Consider the following 17,360-nt stretch of genomic DNA (forward strand, 5'->3'; position numbering starts at 1 on the left):
ATCATTTTTTATTCTACCACAGTTTCATAAATTTTTCGACGACAAGATTGTAAAAAAAGAATGCCCTGTACCGTGTTGCAGTACAAAGCACTCTTTTTGAATCTTCTTTCGTATATTTACATTTATAAAACAGACGCCGCTTCATGAGCGGTATGAACCGCATGATATAATGTTCCTATTTTCGTATTACAGTCTCCGACGAAAACAACTTCTCTCCCCGCATCCGCAAATGCCTGTACTTTCTCTTCATTTGCTTTTACCCCCAGCGAAAGGATGATCTGTTCATATGAAAGTTCTATCGTTTTTTCATTTTTTACAAATACGATGCGGTCGCCCTCAATGTTCATTTTGACACCGCCGATCATCTTGACCTGTTCTGCTTCCAACAGTCCGCGCAGGGCAATTTGATTAAATTTGGCGCCTCCTCTTCCAAAATCACAGACATCGATCATGTCAACCAAAGTAACTTCTTTTCCCGCTTTTGCCAAAGACAGCGCTGCTTCGCATCCGGTAAGTCCTGCGCCTACGATCACAACTTGCTTCTTTGCAGAAACTTTCCCAAGCTCCACATCTCCGACCCATACGACATCCTCTCTGCCTTTCGCAAACTTCGGAATAACAGGCTCTGCTCCGACTGCCACGATCACCGCGTCATAGTCTTTTCCCTTCAGATCTTCCGCCCGAACTTCACTGTTCAAATGAACAGAAACCCTCTCTTGACCGGAAATAGAATGAATCGTCCATTCTACATATTTTTTGATATCTTGCTTGAATTTCGGAGCGCCTGCCATTGTGAGGACTCCGCCTAAATGATCTTCTTTTTCATAAAGATCTACTGTATGCCCTCTTTGCGCCGCCGTTCTCGCCGCCTCGATTCCCGCAGGTCCTCCGCCTATCACGGCAATCCTCTTAGGCAAAGTGTTCCCCAGATTCATATACAATGTTTCCATCCCAAGTTCTGCGTTTACAGAACACCTCACCGGAGCAAGATCATAATGCGTCCGGTTAATACAATAATTGCATCTGACGCATGGTCTTGTATTCTCAGGGCATCCGCTTTTGGCGTTCTTAACCACCATCGGATCTGCCATCAGTCCTCGCGCCATAGAAACCATATCGGCCTTTCCTTCCGCAATATACTGTTCCGCCTGCTCTAATGTAACCGACCCGACTACCGTCACCGGAACAGAAATCTCTTTCCTGATTTTTGCCGCGTCTTCGATGTTGATTCCATGATCGTAATAGATCGGCTGATTCATATAAGGAGCAAGTTTTTGCTCGGAATGCATCCCTCTGGATACATGAAGAAGATCGATATACGGCTCAATCCGTTTTACAAATGCGATAACTTCATCCAGGGAAGGCGAACCCTCGATCATATCATTTGCATTGATCCGATATTCGATAGCCAGACGATCTTTGATCTTCTCACGAACCGCAGCGAGCAGTTCCACCGTAAATCTTGATGCATTTTCAATCGTATCCGCGCCATATTCATCTGTTCTTTCATTGATCCTCTTGTTCAAAAAGCATCCCGGAAGCTGCCCGTGAGCTCCATGGATCACAAGACTGTCAACTCCGCATCTTACCGCGCGCTCTGCCGCCAACGCAAAATCTTCAATATATTCCTTGATCTGTTCTTTCGTCATATAAGTAGGGTCAAGCTCTACCGCCGGCTTATCGCCGTTGTGATCTCTGTCTGCGAAGTTTCCGCCATACATATTAATGGCAAAAAGTTCTATTCCGATCTTGCACTGATACATATGGACAAGATCTGATAAGATCGTCATTTCATTTACGACACTTTCTTCGCTCATTCGCAGCAGATGAGTGACAAATGGAGGGAGATTTCGATTGACGCAGCCACATCCGATATTAATACATGCCGCTCCGCCTTTTACGATATCCCTTACCCATTCAATCAATTCACGGTTTACATGACCGTCCGCCGTCGCAAAGGACGGCCATACAGGAGTGAAAGAAACTCTGTTTTTCAATGTCATGGGGCCGATTTTGATAGGACTTAAAACATGTTCGTAGTTCATTTTCTGTTCATTCATTTTCCGATGTTCCTTTCAAAAGTATTTAATCATCTTTTGAATGTCTTGCACCGATCTGAAAATCTTCGTTATGATCGAACATATATTTCACGGTGATTGGATCATCCCCTGTCAGTTTTTTGAAATCATCAGTAAAGATATCCATTTTTCCTTCTCTGATCGCCTGCGCAAACGTCACCATTCCATCGCTTGAAAACGGAGCTTCACTGTCTTCCAGGAATACGCCGTCCGTCGTTCTTGGCACTCCCATAGCATCCCATATCTGATAATTTTCTTCATCCGTTACATTCTGGAACGTCAGATTGTTTCCTGTGGATTCATTTCCAATCTCAATAAACTGAGTAATCGTCATCAGCTCCGGTCCGTTAATATCCCAGACTTTCTGTGTAAACTCACCTGATCTGTGAAGCGCGTACGCTACAGCTTTCGCACAGTCTTTTCTTGAAATATAAGCCATTAATCCATCACCTTGTGAATTTGTAAGCGGAGTTCCCATTTTTACATAAGTAAAGTAATTTGTGACCATCGCCTCTGCATACTGTGAATTTCTCATAAACTGATAATCTAAGCCGACCTCTTTTATATAATTTTCTGTATAAATGTGGTCTTTCTTTTCAACACTAGGATTTGTCTCATCGTCTGCATTCACTAACGAAGTATAAATAATCTGTTTTACTCCTGCCGCTTTTGCCGCATCTATCGCATTTTTATGAGCTTTCTGCCTTTTCGCTCCTACAAACGGCATCGAAATAAGAGCCAGCGCATCTGCTCCTTTGAATGCCTCCGACAATCCATCTGCGTTGTTAAAGTTTGTCTGACGAGTCTCGACTCCCATATCTGCATATTTTTTGAGCGCCTCTTCACTATAACCACAAAAGATCAGATTCTCTTTCGGTTCTAAAGTAAGCAAAATTTCAGCGGCAGTTTCACCTAAATTTCCGTCAACACCTGTCAATAATAATTTACCCATCGTTTCATTTCTCCTTTGCTTTTCATACTGTAATGATAATATTTTAACAAGCAAAAAGAAACTACCTGCTTTTCTATAAAGACTATAAGTTTTTCTTATAATCTTTAAAATATGCTACAATATATTCATAAAACTGAACAACACTTTGTTTTTTATTTTCTTTTAAATAAGCCACCGCAAAATCTGCATGATGATGACTTCCTACTATTTTTACAGTGCACAGATCTTCCTCTTCCGGCACAACCTCTCTGCCTGTATATCCTATTCCTTCATCCAGTTTTATAGATATAAAATACTCCGAAAGAGAATTCACTTCTTTTACAATATTCGGTTCAAACCCATCCAATATAAACGCCTTCATAAAATCATCATAAAACTTTCTGCCCATCTGCGAAGATAACGTGATCATCGGCTCGTCTTTTACTAAAATGGGGTTGATGCTTTTATACTGACTTAATCTGTTTTTTCTGCTGCATACAATACACGTTTCCGACTGATGAATCGTTTCATAAGAAATATCCGGGTTTACAGAAAACTCTGATGACAGACCAAAAGCAATATCAATATCTCCTGCCTCCAACAGCTTTTTCCCCTCTTCAAATGTATAAACACGAACATCAAAATGCGTTTCATGCCCTTCTTTATATTCATTGATAATACGGGGAAGATATTTATTTTCAAACGGACCTGTAATCCCCACTACTATTTTCTGCGAATTCTTTTTTTGAATATAACGCGTCTGTTTCTCGATTTTCTCATATTCCTCAGATAACTGTTTGATCTTCTGATAATAATATTTACCGGCTTCCGTCAATTCAGGGCGGTATTTACTCCTGTCAAATAAACGAACTCCGACTTCTTCTTCCAGTTTAGAAATCTGCTGGCTAATGGCAGCCTGCGACAAATAGTGCTTTTTCGCCGCCTGCGAAAAGCTTCCTGTTTCTACAACTGACATAAAAAAATAAAAACTCTTTTTTAACATGTTGCCACCTCACCTGTTCCTGAGAATACTCGTTCTTTAAACTGCTTTCCTTTTTAGTATTCTTTCGTGTTATATGTGCGAAAGATCTTGCACTCAAGCTTCGGTTGTAAAAACTCAGTGCAGTTCAACTCCCATCATACCACATACAAAAATCATTTGCATCCGATCAGAACTCAACTCCACCGTCCGATCAGACCCCAGTTCGATTTCATCGCTTCACTCTTCATCTCACTGATGGGCGTCCGCCCTATGCTTAAAAAAGAGGACTCCGCACCTTGTAAGCAAGCTTACGCTGCGGAGTCCTCTTTTTTATGCGCAGGTCTGATCTGTTGATTCAAACTGTGAATTGTATAGTTCGGCGTAGAAGCCGTTTTGGGCGAGGAGTTGTGTGTGTGTTCCTTGTTCGATGATATCGCCGTCTTTCATAACGAGAATGAGATCTGCGTCTCGGATTGTCGATAATCTATGGGCGATAACGAAACTTGTTCTGCCTTTCATCAAATTATCCATTGCTTTTTGGATTCTTACTTCTGTTCTTGTATCGACGGAACTTGTCGCTTCGTCAAGAATGAGGATCTTCGGATCTGCAAGTATTGCTCTTGCGATCGTAAGAAGCTGTTTTTGTCCTTGTGAGATGTTTGTTGCTTCTTCATTGATTTCCATCTGATAGCCTCCCGGAAGTGTCTGGACGAAACGGTGAACATGTGCTGCTTTTGCTGCCTGTATAACTTCTTCCTCTGTTGCGTCGAGTTTTCCGTAACGGATGTTATCCATGATCGTTCCGTGGAAGAGCCATGTATCTTGAAGTACCATTCCGAACATTTCTCTTAGTTCGCTTCTGTTGAAGTCTCTTACGTCATGGCCGTCGATCTTGATCGAACCGCTGTTTACATCATAAAAGCGCATGAGCAGTTTGATCATCGTTGTTTTTCCGGCTCCTGTAGGACCGACGATTGCGATTTTCTGACCTTCTTTTACATTTGCAGAGAAATCGTTAATGATGATCTTTTCCGGATTGTATCCGAAATGAACATTTTCAAACTGTACATTTCCGTGAAGTCCTTCTACCGAAACAGGGTGTTCAACCGTCTGATCTTCTTCCTTTTCTTCGAGGAATTCAAACACCCGCTCCGATGATGCCGCCGCAAGCTGAAGCATGTTTGTCACCTGAGCAACTTGTTGGATCGGCTGTGTAAAGTTTCTCACATACTGAATAAATGACTGGATATCTCCGACTTCTATTGTCTTTTTAATCGCCAGAAAACCTCCGAGTATCGCTACTCCTACATAACCTAAGTTCCCTACAAACTGCATGACCGGCATCATCATTCCAGAGAAAAACTGGGATTTCCATGCAGATTCATACAATTTATCATTTGTCCGGTCAAATTCACGGATCACATCGTCTTCTTTGTTAAATGCCTTGATCACGTTGTGTCCGCTGTACACTTCCTCGACCTGACCGTTTACATTTCCGAGATATTCCTGCTGTCCGCTGAAATATTTCTGCGAATGTTTCATAACGAATGAGATCAGGCCAACGGAAATCGGCAGGATCAACAGCGCCACAACCGTCATAAGCGGACTGATCGAAAGCATCATAACGAGAACTCCTATCAGAGTCGTCACAGAAGTAATAAGCTGCGTCGCGCTTTGGTTCAAACTCTGTCCGAGAGTATCTACATCATTTGTCACACGGGAGAGCACCTCTCCGACAGGCTTCGTATCAAAATAATCCATCGGCATCCGATTGACCTTTTCCGTAATATCTTTTCTCAATCGGTACGTCGTTTTCTGTGAGATTCCGGTCATAATCATTCCCTGAATAAAGGAACAAAGCGCGCTGACTACATACAGACCGAGAGTAATAAGAAGGATCTGTCCGATTTTTCCGAAATCCATTCCCGATCCGCCCGATACTTTACTGACAAGCCCGTTAAAAATCTCTGTTGTAGCCTTACCTAATATTTTCGGTCCGACAATGTTAAATACCGTTCCGCATACTGCGAAAACAGCGACAAAAAGCATCTGCACTTTATATACGCTCATATATTTTACAAGTTTTTTAAGCGAGCCTTTAAAATCCTTTGCTTTTGCTCCTCCTCGCATTCCTCCATGAGCACCTTTCATTCCGTGCCTAGACATCGCTTCTCACCTCCTGTTCCGCTGTTTTTGCACTGATTGCTTCTTTTCTTTCTTCTGTTTTTATCGTTTCACTTTTTATATCTTCCGTTTTTCTGTCTTCACTTTGCATTCCATCTTGAAGTTCTTTTTCAGACAACTGGGATGCCGCAATCTGTTTGTAAACTTCACAGTTTCTAAGAAGCTCTTTATGTGTACCGATTCCTGCAATCTTTCCATCATCAAGTACAATGATCTGTTCTGCATTTAAAATCGTACTGATTCGCTGTGCCACGATCAGCACCGTACTTTCTTTCGTCCGCTTTTTCAAAGCTTTCCGTAGAGCAACGTCTGTCTTGAAGTCAAGCGCCGAAAAACTGTCGTCAAAAATAAACACTTCCGGTCGTTTTGCGATCGCCCTTGCGATTGAAAGTCTCTGTTTCTGGCCTCCGGACACATTCGATCCGCCCTGCGAAATAGGACTTTCATATTTGTTCGGCTTTGCTTCGATAAACTCTGTTGCCTGCGCTATCTGCGCAGCTTCTTTCATCTCCTGCCCGCCGCCTTCCGGATTCCCGAACATAATATTCGATGCGATATCACCTGAGAACAACAGTCCTTTCTGAGGAACATACCCAAGTTTATCTCTCAAATCATGCTGTGTCACTTCACGAATATCTGTTCCATCCAAACGGATACTTCCGTCCGTCACATCATAAAAACGGGGGATCAGATTGACAAGCGTTGATTTTCCGCTTCCGGTACTTCCGATAATCGCTGTCGTTTCTCCCGGTTTTGCCGTAAATGTAATATCTTCAAGAACATTTTCATCCGCACCCGGATATTTGAAAGAAACATGGTCGAATGTGAGCACACCTTTTTGTTTTTCTTCAAATTTTTTCGGTGTTTTCGGATCATGGATCACCGTCCTGCTGGACAGAACCTCATCCACACGATCTGCCGCAACAGCCGCTCTTGGAAGCATAACCGACAACATGCATATCATAAGGAATCCCATAATAATCTGCATCGTATACTGGATAAACGCCATCATATCTCCGACCTGCATCTGTCCGTCGTTGATTCCTTTTGCACCGGACCACATGATCAAAACCGAGATCCCGTTCATAATAAGCATCATGATCGGCATCATAAACGTCATCGCGCGATTTACGAACAGATTTGTTTTCATCAGATCCATATTTGCTTTGTCAAACCGCTTTTCCTCATGCTTCTCTGTACTAAACGCCCTGATCACAGGAAGTCCGGTCAATATTTCTCTCATAACAAGGTTCACTTTATCAACTAATTTCTGCAGGCTCTTAAATTTCGGCATTGCAACCGCAAACAAAACCAAAACGACTAAAGCGATCAAAACAACTGCCAGACCGATGATCCAGGACATTGAAACATTTGTCTGAAATACCTGCACAATGCCTCCGATCGCAAGAATCGGCGCATAAAGTACAATTCTAAGCAGCATCACGATAATAAACTGTACTTGTTGGATATCGTTTGTACTTCTCGTGATCAAAGACGCCGTGGAAAAATGATCGAACTCATTGCTTGAATATCCTACGACTTTCTTAAACACTCTTCCTCTTAGATCGCGTCCTGCCGCCGCTCCGACGCGGGATGCAAGAAATCCGACAAGAACGCTTGCCACCATTCCGAGAAATGCAAGACCGATCATTTTTGCTCCTGTTGAAAACAGATAGCGAAACTGCAATTCATCCATATCGATACCGAGATCTGCATAAGCTTCTTTTACATAATTTACGGCAGCCTGCTCTGTGATCGTATCAGGAAGTTCTTCCGTCTTTTTTTCTATCTCCGATACAAATGCCTGTTTCTGCTCCTGCGGCATCATTTTCAAAATATCCAAAACCGTCATATCTTCCGATATCATTTCCGGAGGAAGCTGTGCTTTCAACTGTTCTTCGATATCTGCGGTCATATCGCTTCCTGATTCAAATCCTGCCGCCATCATCATAGGCGCTGCCAGAATACCGCTTAATTTTTCCGTCCTATCCGTATCTTCTTTTACAGTATCTTTTAAGACATAAGCCTGTTCTTCATATGTTTTGTCATCCTTTTCATATGCCGACAAAACAGTTTTTCCGTCTTTTTCAGAAGTAAAAAGCAAAAGTGTCTCCATATCTTCCGCGGAAATCGCATCCGGTATATGATCTTCAACTCCGCCTTGTTGGATTCCCACATTGACGATGTCCGAAGTATATGCAGGCAAAGACAGATCACAATACGCCTGCACGATCAAAATGGCCACGATCGCAAGAAGCGCTTTCCAGTGCTCGGACGCATACTTAAATAAGTTTTTCATATCTTTTCTTTCCTTTCATATTGATCAATATTATTGTTTACATGAACTAAAAGCCTGCGAAACAATATTTTTTCTTCTACGCTCATTCCTTTAAGCAGGATCTCCTCCATTTTATCCGTCACGTCTTTTATAGATTGAATGCACGAACGTCCTTTCTCTGTAAGCGCCAACCGCATAACTCTCTGATCCGCAGGATCTGTCTGTCTTGCAATATATCCAAACTGTTCCATTTTACGGATCGATGATGTAATCGACGGAGCGGTAATATTCAACTGCTTTGCCAGATCCTTCTGCGACATAGACTCACAGTGATGAAGCGTAAGTAAAATACTTGCCTGACTTCTGTTTAGATCAAATACACTGTACATATCTTTTGCCGCAACTTTCGCCCGGTGCGACACAATTCCCAATATCCCGATCACCGGAGCATCGTTTATATCACATTGAAACATGTTATGCCTCCCTCTTACTTTTTATTTATTAGTTAGATAACTAAATAATATATTAGTAATATAACACAAAAAAGTCAACATATACATGTTGACTTCACATTTTTTTCATACTTTTTGACTAATTTTATTTAGTAGGTTAATTATATGTCTCCTGATTTTCTTCCCGTTCTTTCATTTTGATCGTCTGCACATTGATTCCGTTTACTTCTATATGATCGTCCACCGGTATCACAAGACAGCGGCGTCCGTCAATGATCCTCGTCTCAACGAGATCCGCTCTTTCCGGATTTACCTTAATAACGATGTCCGGAGTTTCAATCTGAAACTTTCTCGTCTCTGCAATATTAGATGCTAAAAGCGATGTTTTTTCTCCTGCATTTTCCGTGAAATTGCGGTCGAAACTTTCCATCTTTTCCGCCTCTACACCGCTTTGCTCAAACACTTTCTTCATATCTGTCAGATCAAGCGCCAGCGGTTCCGGTTCTTCCTTATGTTCTTCTATCAACTGATTCAGCGTTTCATGAATATTTCTGACGGTCTCATAATCTCCGTCCTCACCAAGCGTGTCTTCGATCAACATTTTAAACGTTTCTTTCTGCGTATCGGCAGACATCGGCATCTTCGTTCCGAAAAGCTGATCGATCATTCCGGGCTGTAAATCTTCTGATTTCTTCGTATAATATAGCATACTATGTAAATCCGTGCTTCGGTCATTAAAGGCAGGGAACAAAAATCCTTTATCGGGCATATCTACGATCCAGTCTCTTATCCGATCCTGAATGCAGTTGCTTTCCGCATTATAACTCAATCCTGCTTTCGACAAAGACACCGGGCAGAGACTCATAAGCAAATATTCATACACTTCGTCAGACGCGTCGAACATTTCGATCCCGTCGGAAGATTTTCCCGGAACATCATACATCGCATGGATCAAAATAATGTAATAATTCTCGGCACAGTCGTATGCCTCGATGACTTTATCATAAAACTCTTCCAAAAGCATATCATCCTGAAGCTTGCTGCTGCGAAGCTTCAAAAGAAACTCCTGCGTTCCCCCGGGCATCTCCGCATCGATCGGAAATTCCATATTCAATATATTTTTCCCGACCGTACCGGAAAGCGTCTTTTTAAAAATGTCAAAATATTTAAACGCCTCTTCTTCCGGCAATGACAAAAAAGCTTCTTTTGATTCCATCTTCTTTTCTTTCTCATGATCTACATAACACCCGCATATACGTGTAATCGCACAATTTGCCGGAGTAAACTGCTTTCTTATCTCTAATATTTCCTTCTTATTCATATTATAAACCCCTTTCCGTCATTCTTCTGTCTGTTTCTTTCGCGCCTGCTTTCATCGCATCTGTTTCTTTCGCATCTGCTTCCGTTTTGCTCATTTTCCGGCGCTATTTCCGTTTGCGCCGATCTATTATATCATACACCTGATCGGGGAATTAAAAAAGATTTGATTTTCCCTTTGTTCTATGGTACGATAGCGTCGCAAACAATAAGACCATACAAAATAGACTTTTGATAGAAAGCTTACATTTCAACGCATTTGGCTTCGCACTCTTTCTTGAAATATTTTCAGAGAAAATGCATCGTCAGATGCCTTTTTTACGGAAGGAACTTTTATGAACGCTGCAAGACAAAACGAACAATCGATCTTCCATACTTTTTTTAAATATGTATCATCAAACGTCCTCGGCATGATCGGATTTTCCTGCTATATTCTGGCCGACGTTTTTTTCATTGCAAGGGGAATCGGCGCAGACGCCCTCGCGGCGCTCAATCTGACGCTCCCTGCATACAACCTTATGAACGGGATCGGTCTGATGATCGGTATGGGCGGAGCCGCCCGCTACTCGCTTTCATCGACACGCCCGGACAGCGATACACACCGCACTGCTTTTACACATGCTCTGCTTTTGGCCGCTCTCTGCGCACTTTTCTTCTCCTTTGCGGGAGCATTTTGTTCAGAAGAGATTTCCGCCATACTCGGCGCCGATCACGACACGATCGGTTACGCCTCCGACTACATCCGCATACTGCTTCTCTTCTCCCCGCTCTTTCTCGGAAACAATCTTCTTCTTTGTTTTGTGAGAAACGACGGAGCTCCCAGACTTTCTATGGCGGGAATGCTTATCGGAAGTCTTGCCAACATTGTACTGGACTATATTTTTATCTATCCGCTTGGCATGGAAATGGCAGGAGCCGCCACTGCGACTGCAACTGCTCCTGTGATCAGTATGCTCATCATGTCTGTCCATTTTATAAAGAAAAACAACCGGTTTCATATTACAAAAATACGGCTGTCATTAAAACGCGCCGCTGATATTTGTTTCCTGGGAGTTTCCTCTCTTGTACTGGAGCTTTCCTCTGGAATCGTTATTATCGTATTCAATTTCCTGATCCTTAAGTTGAACGGAAATACAGGTGTTGCCGCCTACGGAATCCTTGCAAATATCGCCCTTGTCCTCACTTCTGTTTTTACAGGGATCGCGCAGGGCATACAGCCTATCGTCAGCAGACATGCCGATGCAAAAGGAAAGCATGTACAAAACAGTATACGAAAATATGCGCTGATCACAAGCCTTCTCCTTTCGCTTGTTTCCTACATAACGATCAGTCTTTTTTCTGTTCCTATCGCCGAAGCATTCAACAAGGCGGATGATCCTCTGTTGACAACTATCGCTTCCGGAGGCATGAGAATTTATTTTATCAACTTATTTTTTGCCGGAGTGAACATTATAGCATCTGCATTTTTATGTTCATGCGACAAACCAAAACTTGCATTTGTCATCTCTGTTTTAAGAGGCTTTATACTGATCATTCCTGCCGCATGGATTTTGTCGTCATTATTTGGATTGACAGGGATCTGGCTTACCGTTCCTGTCACCGAAGCGATTGTATGCCTGTTTTCATTCCTGTTTCTTTTTCGCGGCACACACACTCAAATAGTACAGTCAACATAAAACGCCCACTCTTTCAGGCGTATCAAAAAGTATCGGGATACAAAATTCATCTTCTGTATCCCGATACTTTCGTTTTTACTTACATTCCGCTGTACGCAGTATTTTATTTGCATTTTCAATCCGCTCTTTTGTCGGAGGATCAATCCCCTCCAACGGATACTCATATCCGAGTTCTTTCCATTTATATGCTCCGAGCGTATGATACGGAAGGACTTCGACTTTTTCCACATTACTTAGTCCGTCAATGAATTCACGGAGTTTTCCAAGCGCTCCGTCATCGTCGCTCCTCTGCGGAACAAGGACATGACGAATCCAGACAGGTTTTTTAATCTCATCCAAATATTTAGCGAAATCAAGAATATTTTCATTCGTACATCCTGTTAATATCTTATGCTGCTCATCATCGATATGTTTTATATCGAGCATCACAAGATCTGTATATTTCATCAGTTCCTGTACTTTCCCGAAAAACGGTTCTTCTCTCGTAAACGGATTTCCACTTGTATCAAGCGTTGTATGGACTCCGGCTTCCTTCGCTTTGCGGAACAATTCAATCAAGAAGTCAATCTGAAGAAGAGGCTCTCCTCCGCTTACCGTGATCCCGCCTTTATCTCCCCAGTAAGTGCGATAGCGCAGAGCTGTTTTCAGAAGCTCATCTGCCGTATACAGCGTTCCTTTCTTAAGATTCCATGTATCCGGGTTATGACAGAACTGACAGCGCATAGCGCATCCTGTCAAAAAGATCACGTATCGTACTCCCGGTCCGTCTACTGATCCAAAACTTTCAAGTGAATGAACGTATCCTTTTATTTCGTTTGCCTGTTCCATTCCGGCGTCTCCTTTTCATTTTATAAAGATTTATAAAGAAACCGGTTCTTCTGCCAAAGATCATATCTCAAGCAAAAGAACCGGACTTTCTTCATCTTATAGTCACATTTTTCTTTCTAAAGAAATCTGCAGACCTTTATTTATTGTAACAGTTCAGCCATACAGTGCAGTTTTACGAATGGCGCGGACTGAACTGTTACTATTTATTACATAGACTCGTGGCAAGTTCTTGCGATTACGTCTAACTGCTGCTCTCTTGTCAGGTCGATAAACTTAACGGCATATCCTGATACACGGATTGTAAAGTTTGCATATTCCGGTTTTTCCGGGTGCTCCATAGCGTCGATCAGTTTATCTGTACCGAATACGTTTACGTTCAGGTGGTGTGCTCCCTGATGGAAGTATCCGTCCATTACGCGGGCAAGATTTACTTTACGCTCGTCATCATCATGTCCGAGTGCATTCGGGCTGATCGTCTGTGTATTAGAGATTCCGTCAAGAGCCAGCTCGTACGGAAGTTTTGCTACAGAGTTCAGGGAAGCAAGAAGACCGTTCTTCTCTGCGCCGTAAGACGGGTTTGCTCCCGGTGACAGCGGCTCGCCTGCTTTTCTTCCATCCGGAAGAGTTCCTGTTGCTTTTCCGTAAACTACGTTTGATGTAATTGTCAGGATCGATGTTGTAGGCTCAGAATCTCTGTATGTGTGGCATTTGCTCAATTTGTGCATAAATGTCTTGAGCAGCCAGATCGCAATATCGTCTGCACGGTCGTCATCGTTACCGTATCTCGGGAAGTCTCCCTCGATCTCAAAGTCTGTTGCAAGACCGTCTTCGTCACGAATTACTTTTACTTTCGCATATTTGATTGCGCTTAAGGAGTCTACTACATGTGAGAATCCTGCGATACCTGTTGCAAATGTACGTCTTACATCTGTATCGATAAGAGCCATCTCTGCTGCTTCATAGTAGTATTTGTCATGCATGTAGTGGATCATGTTCAATGTATCAACATACAGTTTGGACAGCCACTCCATCATCTCGTCATATTTCTCCATTACTTCATCGTAATCAAGATACTCTGATGTGATTGGTCTGTAAGCCGGAGCTACTTGTACTTTTGTTTTCTCGTCAACACCGCCGTTGATCGCGTAAAGCAGGCATTTTGCAAGGTTTGCTCTTGCTCCGAAGAACTGGATCTCTTTACCTGTCTGAGTTGCGGATACACAGCAGCAGATGCTGTAGTCATCGCCCCAAACCGGACGCATAACATCATCGTTTTCGTACTGTACGGAACTTGTCTTTACAGAAATCAAAGATGTATATTTCTTGAAGTTTTCCGGAAGTCTTTCTGAGTAAAGAACTGTCAGGTTCGGCTCCGGAGACGGTCCCATGTTCTCAAGTGTGTGAAGGAAACGGAAGTCGTTCTTTGTTACCATAGAACGTCCGTCCTGTCCGAGACCACCCATTTCAAGTGTTGCCCATACCGGGTCTCCTGAGAACAGCTCGTTGTATGACGGGATTCTTGCGAATTTAACCATACGGAACTTCATAACCATGTGGTCGATCAATTCCTGAGCTTCGCTCTCTGTCAGAACACCGTTCTTCATATCTCTTTCAATATAAATATCAAGGAATGTAGAGATACGTCCGACACTCATTGCAGCTCCGTTCTGTGTCTTGATCGCCGCAAGGTATCCGAAATACAGCCACTGTACTGCTTCTTTTGCATCTTTTGCCGGCTGTGAAATATCATATCCGTAGATTGCTGCCATCTCTTTCATCTGCTGAAGTGCGCGAATCTGATCTGCGATCTCTTCACGAAGACGGAAGTCTGTTCCTTTCATGCCGTGTCTTGCATAACGCTCGAAGTCGTACTGTTTTTTCTCGATCAGGAAATCAATACCGTACAGAGCAACACGACGGTAGTCGCCTACGATACGTCCGCGTCCGTATGTATCCGGAAGTCCTGTGATGATCTTGTTGTGACGGGCTTTCTTCATCTCCGGTGTGTAGATGTCGAATACTCCCTGGTTATGTGTTTTATGATATTTTGTAAAGATCTCTTTCAATCTTTCATTCGGCTCATAACCGTAAGTTGTACAAGCCTTTACTGCCATGTTAATACCACCGTAAGGCATAAACGCTCTCTTAAGCGGTTTGTCTGTCTGAAGTCCGACAACTTTCTCCAGGTCTTTCATGCTCTCGTCGATATATCCCGGGCCGTATGCTGTAAGACCGGATACAACTTCTGTCTCCATGTCAAGAACGCCGCCTTTTGCACGTTCCTCTTTCTGCAGCTCCTGAAGTCTTCCCCACAGTTTATCTGTTGCCTCTGTAGGTCCTTCCAGGAATGATTCGTCTCCGTCATACGGTGTGTAGTTCTCCTGAATGAAATCGCGTACATCTACAGAATTTTTCCAGTTCTTTCCGGAAAATCCTGCCCACTGATCAAATTGTGCCATAATTTGAAAGCCTCCTCTGAAATCTTAATAAATTTATTCGTTTCATACCGAAGCACATCATCTGCGCTTTCGGTTCATGCAATGAGCGGTTAAACAGTCCAAATGATATCGTAATTTGTATCTCATTGCCACATGCGCTAGTATAACATCACCCGAAGGAAAAAACAACCATTATAACGAGAATCCTTCTCAAAAACGCCTTTGTTCTTGATTTAGTACAATTTTGCCTGTATACGCTCTTATATTTACTATATATTGTGTTTGTTAAATCATTATCATACTTTCAGTAGCGGTACTTTTTCTTCTCCTTTATTAAAAATATAATTGTCACCGCCAAAGCCATCGTTTCTGCAGCCAAAACGGACGTCCACACTCCGTCGATACCGATAATCAGAGGAAGGAAACATACTGCCGCCACCTGAAACAAAAACGTTCTCAAAAACGAAATAGCCGCCGACACAAATCCGTTATTCAATGCCGTAAAGAAAGAAGACGCCCATATGTTGATTCCCATAATCAAGAACGAAAAAGAAAACAGGCGGAATCCGCGAACGGTCATCAAAAGAAGCTCTTTATCATAATTTACAAAAATCCTGACAAGAGGCATTGAAAGTATCTCCGCCGCTATCGTCAGTACAATTCCCGCTACAATCAAAATATTTTTACTTTTCCTGTATAAATTATGAAGCTCTGCGTCATTCCCCGCTCCGTAATGATAACTTACAATCGGAGCGCTTCCGACCGAATATCCCATAAAAACCGCAACGAAGATAAAATTCACATACATAATGACTCCAAACGCAGCCACACCGTCTGCACCTGCAAGTTTCATCAACTGAAAGTTATAAAGAATATTCACAAGAGACGTCGACAAATTCGTCACCATTTCCGACGAACCGTTCATGCATGTTTTCAGAAGAATATCTTTATACAGTTTCGTTCTCCAAGTGATCCGCAGCCCATTGCGGCTTCCTTTCGCAAAAAAGAAAAACGGCGCGATCCCTCCTACGATCTGTCCCATTCCTGTAGCGATCGCAGCTCCTGCCACTCCCCACTCAAATACTGCGATAAACAAGTAATCAAACACAACGTTCGTCAGTCCGGCCGCAATATTGATCTTCAGGCTCAAAACCGGCTCTTCCGCGGCAACGAGAAAGCTTTGAAACATATTCTGCAAAATAAACGCCGTCTGCGTCGCAAAAAGAATTCTTCCGTATACGATGCAATGTTCCAAAAGTTCGCCATCCGCTTTGAGCATCCGGGCAATTTGCGGCGTAAAGATAAAACAGATAACCGAAAAAATAACGCTGACGATAATACCGAAATAAAGAATCATCGAAAAATATTGATTCGCTTTTTCCTTCTTACCTTCCCCAAGCGTTTTTGCTACGATGGCGCTTCCGCCTGTTCCGAGCATAAATCCGATTGCTGCGATTCCCATAGATACCGGCCAGATCAGATTTGTCGCCGCAAATGGCATTTTCCCGACATAGTTTGACACAAAAAGTCCGTCTACAATACTGTACATCGACGTACAGATAAGCATAAGAACTGTTGATATTGTAAAGCGAATCAGTCTGCGGTATGTAAAGTGATCCGAAAGCTGTATGTTCATAATCTTAATTCTCCTACCTTTTGTCTGAAAATTTCCATATATTTTGCATTCAAACGTAAAAGTTTCTTTCTCTCCTCTTCTGTCATATGCATAAAAACGCCTGCCTCTGCCTCCATCACGGGAATGATCTTTTGTTTTGCCATCGCTTTTCCTTTTTCGGTCAAAACAATCTGCTTGTCATGCCCTTTGCCGCTTTCCAATACAACGCAGCCGTTTTGCACTAATTTTTTCACCGAAGAATTCACTGTCTGCCGACTGATAGAATACTGTTTTGCGATTTCCCTCTGGCAGCAACCGTCTTCAAACTCTACGATACTATACAGCACAATAAAGTCAGTGTCCGATATTCCCGCTTTTACACATATTTCATGGTAGATACTCTCCATCTCCCGATAGATCCTGTTGTTCTCTTTTAATTCTCTCGACTGCGTATAATTCATGCCAAACCTCGCTTCCTATTTTCTTTCATTTATCCTTACACATCTTTTTTCTTTATTATTTTCCTTTTCAATATCCGGGGTTATATATTTAATATAATCCGATATCGGATTGTTTTATTG

General features: G+C 42.5%; 12 protein-coding genes. 1 reads left to right on the forward strand and 11 read right to left on the reverse strand.

Annotated elements, in window-relative coordinates:
- Positions 1-122: 122 nt before the first annotated feature.
- The 7 genes from ACH9UM_RS10585 to ACH9UM_RS10615 form a co-directional block, all read right to left on the reverse strand.
- Positions 123-2,060, reverse strand: a complete 1,938-nt coding sequence (locus tag ACH9UM_RS10585) for an FAD-dependent oxidoreductase (RefSeq protein ID WP_004848060.1) — start codon at positions 2,058-2,060, stop codon at positions 123-125.
- 25 nt (positions 2,061-2,085) lie between these two features.
- Complete coding sequence (locus ACH9UM_RS10590; protein WP_004848058.1) at positions 2,086-3,030, reverse strand: NmrA family NAD(P)-binding protein; 945 nt, start codon at positions 3,028-3,030, stop codon at positions 2,086-2,088.
- 82 nt (positions 3,031-3,112) lie between these two features.
- Complete coding sequence (locus tag ACH9UM_RS10595; RefSeq protein ID WP_227070116.1) at positions 3,113-3,985, reverse strand: LysR family transcriptional regulator; 873 nt, start codon at positions 3,983-3,985, stop codon at positions 3,113-3,115.
- Positions 3,986-4,321: 336 nt separating this feature from the next.
- Positions 4,322-6,157, reverse strand: a complete 1,836-nt coding sequence (locus ACH9UM_RS10600) for an ABC transporter ATP-binding protein (RefSeq protein ID WP_400091294.1) — start codon at positions 6,155-6,157, stop codon at positions 4,322-4,324.
- Entirely contained in the window at positions 6,150-8,474 is a 2,325-nt protein-coding gene (locus ACH9UM_RS10605) for an ABC transporter ATP-binding protein (protein ID WP_004848052.1), read from the reverse strand. The genes ACH9UM_RS10600 and ACH9UM_RS10605 overlap by 8 nt, the downstream gene beginning before the upstream one ends.
- Positions 8,471-8,926: a MarR family winged helix-turn-helix transcriptional regulator gene (locus tag ACH9UM_RS10610; RefSeq protein ID WP_004848051.1), complete on the reverse strand. Its 456-nt coding sequence runs from the start codon at positions 8,924-8,926 to the stop codon at positions 8,471-8,473. Before ACH9UM_RS10610 ends, ACH9UM_RS10605 begins: the two co-directional genes overlap by 4 nt.
- A gap of 136 nt (positions 8,927-9,062) precedes the next feature.
- A complete protein-coding gene (locus ACH9UM_RS10615) occupies positions 9,063-10,226 on the reverse strand; it encodes a DUF4317 domain-containing protein (protein ID WP_004848049.1) in 1,164 nt (387 codons plus the stop codon).
- 331 nt (positions 10,227-10,557) lie between these two features.
- On the opposite strand from ACH9UM_RS10615, the gene ACH9UM_RS10620 reads away from it, so the two are divergent.
- Positions 10,558-11,898: an MATE family efflux transporter gene (locus ACH9UM_RS10620; RefSeq protein ID WP_004848047.1), complete on the forward strand. Its 1,341-nt coding sequence runs from the start codon at positions 10,558-10,560 to the stop codon at positions 11,896-11,898.
- Between the two features lie 75 nt (positions 11,899-11,973).
- Here ACH9UM_RS10620 and pflA read toward each other — a convergent pair whose 3' ends face one another.
- From pflA to ACH9UM_RS10640, 4 genes are all read right to left on the reverse strand, one after another.
- Entirely contained in the window at positions 11,974-12,726 is a 753-nt protein-coding gene (gene pflA / locus ACH9UM_RS10625; protein WP_004848044.1) for a pyruvate formate-lyase-activating protein, read from the reverse strand.
- A 206-nt stretch (positions 12,727-12,932) separates the two neighbouring features.
- Positions 12,933-15,185: a formate C-acetyltransferase gene (gene pflB / locus ACH9UM_RS10630; RefSeq protein ID WP_004848042.1), complete on the reverse strand. Its 2,253-nt coding sequence runs from the start codon at positions 15,183-15,185 to the stop codon at positions 12,933-12,935.
- A 283-nt stretch (positions 15,186-15,468) separates the two neighbouring features.
- A complete protein-coding gene (locus ACH9UM_RS10635) occupies positions 15,469-16,800 on the reverse strand; it encodes an MATE family efflux transporter (protein WP_009320016.1) in 1,332 nt (443 codons plus the stop codon).
- Positions 16,797-17,240: a MarR family winged helix-turn-helix transcriptional regulator gene (locus ACH9UM_RS10640; RefSeq protein ID WP_227077125.1), complete on the reverse strand. Its 444-nt coding sequence runs from the start codon at positions 17,238-17,240 to the stop codon at positions 16,797-16,799. Before ACH9UM_RS10640 ends, ACH9UM_RS10635 begins: the two co-directional genes overlap by 4 nt.
- Between the last annotated feature and the right edge of the window lie 120 nt (positions 17,241-17,360).

Source organism: Mediterraneibacter torques (genome assembly GCF_044591705.1).
Taxonomy (GTDB): Bacteria; Bacillota; Clostridia; order Lachnospirales; family Lachnospiraceae; genus Mediterraneibacter; species Mediterraneibacter torques.